This is a genomic window from Limnohabitans sp. (assembly GCF_046052825.1).
GTDB lineage: Bacteria > Pseudomonadota > Gammaproteobacteria > Burkholderiales > Burkholderiaceae_C > Limnohabitans.
In genome coordinates this window covers 1-6,947 of sequence record NZ_JAVLFP010000025.1, presented here as the reverse complement: position 1 = coordinate 6,947, position 6,947 = coordinate 1, and the positions used below count along the sequence as shown (strand labels likewise).

Annotated in this window: 8 protein-coding genes; 6 read left to right on the top strand and 2 right to left on the bottom strand. The window is 57.2% G+C overall.

The features are described from left to right. From ACKWJN_RS03040 to ACKWJN_RS03015, 6 genes are all read left to right on the top strand, one after another. Positions 1 to 1,420 (top strand): protein adenylyltransferase SelO (locus ACKWJN_RS03040; RefSeq protein ID WP_408594389.1); only part of this gene is annotated, 1,420 nt, incomplete at its 5' end. Beyond that, positions 1,417 to 1,824: a peptide-methionine (R)-S-oxide reductase MsrB gene (gene msrB / locus ACKWJN_RS03035; protein ID WP_408594387.1), complete on the top strand. Its 408-nt coding sequence runs from the start codon at positions 1,417 to 1,419 to the stop codon at positions 1,822 to 1,824. The genes ACKWJN_RS03040 and msrB, both read left to right, overlap by 4 nt. Before the next feature lie 9 nt (positions 1,825 to 1,833). Continuing rightward, the gene (locus ACKWJN_RS03030) at positions 1,834 to 2,376 is read left to right on the top strand and encodes a septation protein A (protein ID WP_408594385.1); all 543 of its coding nucleotides are present in this window, start codon (positions 1,834 to 1,836) and stop codon (positions 2,374 to 2,376) included. Further along, complete coding sequence (locus tag ACKWJN_RS03025) at positions 2,376 to 2,660, top strand: BolA family protein (RefSeq protein WP_408594383.1); 285 nt, start codon at positions 2,376 to 2,378, stop codon at positions 2,658 to 2,660. The genes ACKWJN_RS03030 and ACKWJN_RS03025 overlap by 1 nt, the downstream gene beginning before the upstream one ends. Next, positions 2,657 to 3,442, top strand: a complete 786-nt coding sequence (locus tag ACKWJN_RS03020) for a peptidylprolyl isomerase (protein ID WP_408594382.1) — start codon at positions 2,657 to 2,659, stop codon at positions 3,440 to 3,442. Before ACKWJN_RS03025 ends, ACKWJN_RS03020 begins: the two co-directional genes overlap by 4 nt. 59 nt (positions 3,443 to 3,501) lie before the next feature. Then, the gene (locus ACKWJN_RS03015; RefSeq protein WP_408594380.1) at positions 3,502 to 5,514 is read left to right on the top strand and encodes a peptidase U32 family protein; all 2,013 of its coding nucleotides are present in this window, start codon (positions 3,502 to 3,504) and stop codon (positions 5,512 to 5,514) included. 10 nt (positions 5,515 to 5,524) lie between these two features. On the opposite strand, the gene ACKWJN_RS03010 is transcribed toward ACKWJN_RS03015, so the two are convergent. Both ACKWJN_RS03010 and ACKWJN_RS03005 read right to left on the bottom strand, forming a co-directional pair. Continuing rightward, positions 5,525 to 6,505: a tripartite tricarboxylate transporter substrate binding protein gene (locus ACKWJN_RS03010; RefSeq protein ID WP_408594391.1), complete on the bottom strand. Its 981-nt coding sequence runs from the start codon at positions 6,503 to 6,505 to the stop codon at positions 5,525 to 5,527. Positions 6,506 to 6,524: 19 nt separating this feature from the next. Then, on the bottom strand, positions 6,525 to 6,947 hold a 423-nt coding region (locus tag ACKWJN_RS03005), incomplete at its 5' end, for a phosphoribosylformylglycinamidine synthase subunit PurQ (RefSeq protein WP_408594378.1).

Genomic DNA, 6,947 nt, shown 5'->3' with positions numbered 1-6,947 from the left:
ATCTACACGAGCCTTATCGTCGGCAGCGTCAGATGTGTATAAGAGACAGGGTTGCAATCGGGCGTTGGCAACTGAGATGGACCTGCCAACTGACCTGTGGACGTCACCACAGGTCCTGCAAGCCCTGAGTGGCAACGCGCTGCTGCCAGGCAGTCAGCCCTGTGCCAGCGTCTACAGCGGCCATCAATTTGGCCAGTGGGCGGGACAACTGGGAGACGGACGCGCCATCAGCTTGGGCGAAATCAGCACGCCCTTGGGGGTGCGCGACATTCAACTCAAAGGGGCTGGGCCCACGCCGTATTCACGTCGAGGCGATGGCCGGGCTGTGCTGCGTTCCAGCATTCGTGAGTTCTTGGCCAGCGAGGCCATGCATGGCCTGGGCATTCCCAGCACCCGCGCCTTGTGCGTGACCGGCTCACCCACATCGGTCTACCGCGAAGAACGCGAGACCGCAGCAGTTGTCACCCGCGTGGCACCGAGCTTTATCCGCTTTGGTCACTTTGAACACTTTGCGGCCACAGGACAAACGCAAGAGCTCAAGGCGCTGGCCGACCATGTGGTGCAGGCCCATTTTCCCGACCTGGTCCACCTGCATGACGCAGCACGCTACACCGCCTTGTTGCAAGAGGTCACACGCCGCACGGCTGAGTTGATGGCCCAATGGCAGGCCGTGGGGTTTTGTCACGGTGTGATGAACACCGACAACATGAGCGTGCTCGGCTTGACCTTGGATTACGGCCCATTTCAGTTCATGGACGGATTTGATCCCGGGCACATCTGCAACCACTCCGACACGTCGGGCCGTTACGCCTATGCGCGCCAACCTCAAGTGGCCTACTGGAACTTGTTTTGTTTGGGCCAGGCCTTGATGCCACTCATCGACACCCAAGAGCCTGCAATCGCCGCACTGGAGACCTACAAAAATGTGTTCCCCCAAGCGCTGGACCAACGCATGCGTGCCAAGCTTGGGTTAACAGATGCACACGAAGGCGATCGCGCTTTGGTGGAGTCGCTCTTGCAAGCCATGCAGCAAGACCGCGTGGACTTCACGGTGATGTGGCGCCGATTGAGTCTGGCCGTGCGAGAGTCGGCTCACCTGACCCATGCCTTTGAACCTGTGCGGGATTTGTTTCTGCACCGTGAGGTATTTGACGCCTGGCGTACCCGATACGAAGCGCGATTGGGGAACGCTGACCGGCGCAGTGCGGGCCAAAGCATGCTGGACATCAATCCCAAATACGTTTTGCGCAACCACTTGGGTGAACTGGCCATCCAACAGGCCAAAACAGGTGACTTTGGCGTGGTGCACGCGTTGTTGACGGTGCTCCAGCAGCCTTGTGACGAACACCCTGCACACGAGGCTTGGGCCGATCTTGCGCCAGAATGGGCGTCATCTATTGAAATCAGTTGCTCATCATGACCATGAAAAAAACCGACGCCCAATGGCGTGAAATTTTGGCGGCCAAACAGGCTGAGCCTGTCGCATTCGAAGTCACCCGTCATGCCGCGACCGAGCGGCCCTTCACCGGCAAGTACGAAAGCCATTGGGCCGATGGCTCTTACCACTGCATCTGCTGCGATGCCAAGCTGTTTGAATCGAGCACCAAATTTGATGCCGGTTGTGGTTGGCCTAGTTTCAGCCAAGCTGCCGATGCGTCCGCCATTGCCGAGCACCGCGACATCAGCCACGGCATGGTGCGGGTTGAAACCGTGTGTGGCCAATGTGGGGCCCATCTGGGTCATGTGTTTCCCGATGGTCCGGCGCCGACAGGTTTGCGTTATTGCATGAACTCGGCCTCCCTCGACTTTGTACCCAAAGACTGAGGCTGCCCCATGAAAATATTCCTCGATTTCTTTCCCATCATTTTGTTTTTTGCCGTGTTCAAAGCCTTTGGCATTTTTGCGGCCACTGCGGTCGCCATCGTGGCCACCATGGGGCAAATTGCTTGGATGTGGCGTAAAAACGGTTTTATCGAGCCCATGCAGTGGGTCAGCCTCGGTGTCATCGTGGTGTTTGGTGGCGCCACCTTGATCACGCAAGACGAAACCTTCATCAAATGGAAACCCTCCGTCCTGTACTGGCTCATGGGCAGTGCGTTGTGGATCGGTCACGTGGTGTTCAAGCGCAATTTACTGCGCCAGCTCATGGGCGCTCAGCTCACCCTGCCCGACCATGCTTGGGGGGTGCTGTTGCACAGTTGGGCCGTGTTTTTCACTGGCATGGGTTTTTTGAACTTGTGGGTGGCCGACAACTTTGACACCGACACCTGGGTCAGCTTCAAGCTGTTTGGCGGCCTAGGCCTCATGCTGGTGTTTGTGGTGCTGCAGGGCATTTACATGAGCCGTTTCATCCAAGAAGACAAGGAAGAAACCTGATGCCCATCACCGCAGACTTGCTGCAAGCTCGCTTGCAAGACCAGTTGTCGCCGACATTTCTGGAAGTGTTCGACGAAAGCGCTGCGCATGCAGGCCATTTGGGCGCGAACGACACGGGGCAAGGAACACACTTTCGGGTGCGATTGAGCAGCCCACAGTTCACCGGCATGTCCAGGGTGGCGCGCCATCGCCTTGTGTATGATGCGTTGCAAACATACATAGACCAAGGACTTCACGCCTTGGCCATCGAAGTTGTAGAAACCCCATCGAGAGATTTTTCATGAAGAAACAAATGGTTTGGAGCATGGTGGCAGCCGCTGTGTTGGCCTCTTTGAGTATCCAGGTGTCGGCACAAAACATTGCCATCGTCAACGGCAAAGCGGTGCCTAAAGCACGCGCCGAAGCCTTGGCTGAACAAGTGGCGCGTTCGGGCCGTCCCATCACCCCCGATGTCGAAGCCCAAATCAAAGAAGAAGTCATTGCCCGTGAAATCTTCATGCAAGAAGCCCAAAAACGTGGCTTGGACGCCACCGACAACTACAAAACCCAGTTGGAGTTGGCGCGTCAAACCATTTTGATCCGTGAACTGTTCACAGAATTCCAAAAGACCGCTGAAGTGACCGACGCCGATGTCCAAGCCGAGTACGACAAATTCGTCGCGGCCAACGGTGGCAAAGAATACCGATCACGCCACATCTTGGTCGAAACTGAAGCACAAGCCAACGCCATTCTGGCCAGCTTGAAAAAAGGTGCCAAGTTCGAAGACCTGGCCAAGAAGCAATCGAAAGACCCAGGGTCGGGTGCCAAAGGGGGTGACTTGGATTGGGCAGCGCCCGGCAACTTTGTCAAAGAATTCTCCGATGCCATGGCTGCTCTGAAAAAAGGCGAAACCACGGCCAAAGCGGTCAAGAGCCAATTTGGCTTTCACATCATCCGTTTGGACGATGTGCGTGAAGCCCAGTTGCCGAAAATCGACGAGGTCAAGCCGCAAATCGTGCAACAAATGCAGCAGCAACGCATGGCCACGTTCCAACAAGACATGCGTGCCAAGGCCAAAGTTGAATAAGTCCAACCCTCGCTGACCACAAAGCGGCCTTCGGGCCGCTTTTTTTAATGGAGCCATCCATGTCCTTGTTGTCTCACCAAATTGAACTTCTAGCGCCAGCTCGCGACGTGGACATCGGCATTGCCGCCATCCATCACGGGGCCGATGCGGTGTACATCGGTGCGCCAGCTTTTGGCGCACGCGCCAGCGCCACCAACACCGTGCGCGACATTGAACGGCTGTGTCGTGAAGCGCATCGTTTCAACAGCCGCATCTTCATCACCCTCAACACCATCTTGCGAGACGATGAGTTAGAGGGTGCACGCCAAATGGCCTGGGACGTCTACAACGCCGGTGCCGATGTGTTGATCGTGCAAGACATGGGCTTGTTGGAAATTGACTTGCCGCCGATTCAATTGCACGCCAGTACCCAGACCGACATTCGCACGCCCGAGAAAGCTCGTTTTTTGCAAGATGTCGGTTTCTCACAAATTGTGCTGGCCCGTGAGCTGACCTTGGCGCAAATCCGTGACATCCACCAAGCCTTGGATGCCGAGCGCTGCAAGTTGGAGTTCTTTGTGCACGGAGCCTTGTGCGTGGCCTACAGCGGCCAGTGTTACATCAGCCATGCCCACACAGGCCGCAGCGCCAACCGGGGTGACTGCAGCCAAGCCTGCCGTTTGCCCTATCACGTGACAGACAGCCAAGGCCGCTTCATTGCGCACGACAAGCACGTGTTGTCGATGAAAGACAACAACCAGAGCGAGAACTTAGAGGCACTCATCGATGCAGGCGTGCGCAGCTTCAAAATTGAAGGCCGCTACAAAGACATGGCCTATGTCAAAAACATCACGGCGCATTACCGTGTCTTGATCGATGAATTGCTCGAAGCGCGTGAGCATTCAACCGACCCGACGCGTCCACCCTTGGCGCGCGCCTCCAGCGGGCAGACCACGCTGTTTTTCACCCCCGACCCTAACCAGAACTTCAACCGCGAATTCACCGACTACTTTGTCCAAGGACGCCAAGAAGACATTGGTGCTTTTGACTCTCCCAAAAATCCGGGCATCGCCTTGGGCGAGGTGCTGGCGACAGGCCCCAACTGGATGGAGTTGCAGCCTTTTGACAAAACCGCCGTGCTGCACAACGGCGATGGCCTGTGCTATTACGACCTTCAGAAAGAGTTGGTCGGTGTCGCGATCAACCGCGCCGAAGCCACGGCCAAAAAAGGCGTCTGGCGGGTGTTCCCCAAAGACCCCATGTCCGGCTTCAAAGACCTGCGACCTGGCACGACGCTCAACCGCAACCGAGACATGGACTGGGTTCGGGGCTTGGATAAAACATCGAGTGAGCGTCGCATCGGTGTCTGGCTGGCGTTTGCCGACACCGCGCAGGGCTTCTCCCTCACCTTGACCGATGAAGAGGGTCACACGGCAAGCGCTGCGCTGTCGTGTGCCAAAGAACTGGCCAAAGACACGGATCGCCACGACGCCAGCTTGCGTGAACACCTGGGCAAGTTTGGCGCCACCCGTTTTGAGGTGTTGCACCAGCAGGTCACGCTCAGTCAGCCATGGTTTGTGCCCGCTTCATCCCTCAATGCCTTGCGTCGTGAAGCGGTGCAAAACCTAGAGCTGGTTCGCGAGCAAGCGTACCAGCGCCCTGCCCGCGCCCACGCTGTGGAGCCGCCCGTCAGCTATCCCGAAGACACCCTGACTTATCTGGCCAATGTCTACAACGACAAAGCCAGGGGTTTCTACGCCAAGCATGGCGTGCGCTTGGTGGCAGCAGCGTACGAAAGTCACGAAGAGCTAGGCGAGGTCAGCCTGATGATCACCAAACACTGCGTGCGTTTCAGCATGAGCTTGTGCCCCAAGCAAGCCAAGGGCGTCACCGGTGTGCAGGGCACAGTGAAAGCAGAACCGCTCACGCTGATCAACGGCAGCGAAAAACTCACGCTGCGCTTTGACTGCAAACCCTGCGAAATGCATGTGGTGGGCCACATGAAAAAAACCGTGCTCAACCAACGCGTGCGCGAGATGAAAGAAACACCGATGACCTTTTATAAAACGCGCCCCACCGCCACTGCGCGCTGAAGCCAGGGTTTCAATCGATCTTGGCGCCAGAGGCTTCGACGATGCCCTTCCACTTGGCGTAGTCGGTCTTCAGCACATTGGAAAACTTGGACGGCGTCATGGCCTCGGGCTCCGCGCCCTGGGCATGGATGGCCTCACGCATGTCTTGGCTCGCCAACAGCTTGTTCACTTCTGCATTGAGCAGGGTGATCACCTGAGCGGGTGTGCCAGTGGGGGCAAATAAGCCATACCAAGTGCTGACATCGAAATCCTTGAAACCGGATTCCGACACGGTAGGAACCTCGGGCATCGAGGAGCTTCGCTTGGCAGAGGTCACAGCCAAGGGGCGCAATTTGCCAGATTTGATTTGTGCCATCGCCGACGGCACCGATGACACCAGCAAATCGACATTACCTGCCAGTGCGTCCATCATGGCTGGGTTCGAGCCTTTGTAGGGGATGTGGCTGAGTTCTATGTTCGCGGCTTTTTCAAACAACTCACCCGCCAAATGAATCGAGGTGCCGTTTCCAGGCGAACCGTAACTGACCTTGCCTGGCGCGGCGCGCGCAGCTTGGACCACATCGACCAAGGTTTTGAATTTGGAATTGGCACTGGTGGCAATCACTACCGGGGTGTAGGCGATGTGGGCCACGGCCACCAAATCACGTGTGGGGTCCCAAGCTAGGTTTTTGTACAACCAAGGGCCGATGACCAAGTTGTCTTTTTGACCCATCACCAGCTCGTAGCCCGTTGGGGCCGCCTTGACCGCTTCTGTGATGCCAATGGTGCCGCCTGCGCCAGCGCGGTTGTCGGCGATCACGGTCCACTTTTGTTGTTCGGTCAATTTGGTCGCCACCAAGCGCGACAAAATGTCGGTGCCGCCGCCCGGCGGGAAAGGCACGATCAAACGAATCGGTTTAGATGGGTAAGCGGTTGTCGGAGTTTGCGCTTGGGCGGTCGTGAGACCCAGGGTGCAACACACGAGCAACAAGTAAAAATAGATTTTTTTCATCATAGGACCCTCTTAAAAATCAACCCACCCACCGGCGCGCATTGCGCCAGATGCGCATCCAGGGGCTGAAGGCGTCGATGCCGCCTGAAGCAGCCAAGTCGGTCCAGCTCATTTGGACATTGCGGAACACGCGTTCAGGGTGCGGCATCATGGCGGTGAAGCGGCCATCAGCAGTGGTCACAGCGGTCAAGCCGCCGGCGCTGCCATTGGGGTTGAAGGGGTAGGTTTCTGTCGCTGAACCGAAGTTGTCGACAAAGCGCATCGCGGCCACCACTTGGGCGGCGTCACCGCGTTGGCTGAAGTTGGCATAGCCCTCGCCGTGTGCCACGGCAATGGGCAAACGGCTGCCTGCCATGCCTTGCAAGAACAAGCTGGGTGACGGCAACACCTCCACCATCGACAAGCGTGCTTCAAAGCGCTCACTCTGGTTGGTGGTGAAGCG

Coding starts and splice junctions, on each gene's coding strand:
- msrB (WP_408594387.1), top strand. CDS start 1,417: ATGACCATGAAAAAAACCGACGCCCAATGGCGTGAAATTTTGGCGGCC.
- ACKWJN_RS03030 (WP_408594385.1), top strand. CDS start 1,834: ATGAAAATATTCCTCGATTTCTTTCCCATCATTTTGTTTTTTGCCGTG.
- ACKWJN_RS03025 (WP_408594383.1), top strand. CDS start 2,376: ATGCCCATCACCGCAGACTTGCTGCAAGCTCGCTTGCAAGACCAGTTG.
- ACKWJN_RS03020 (WP_408594382.1), top strand. CDS start 2,657: ATGAAGAAACAAATGGTTTGGAGCATGGTGGCAGCCGCTGTGTTGGCC.
- ACKWJN_RS03015 (WP_408594380.1), top strand. CDS start 3,502: ATGTCCTTGTTGTCTCACCAAATTGAACTTCTAGCGCCAGCTCGCGAC.
- ACKWJN_RS03010 (WP_408594391.1), bottom strand. CDS start 6,505: ATGAAAAAAATCTATTTTTACTTGTTGCTCGTGTGTTGCACCCTGGGT.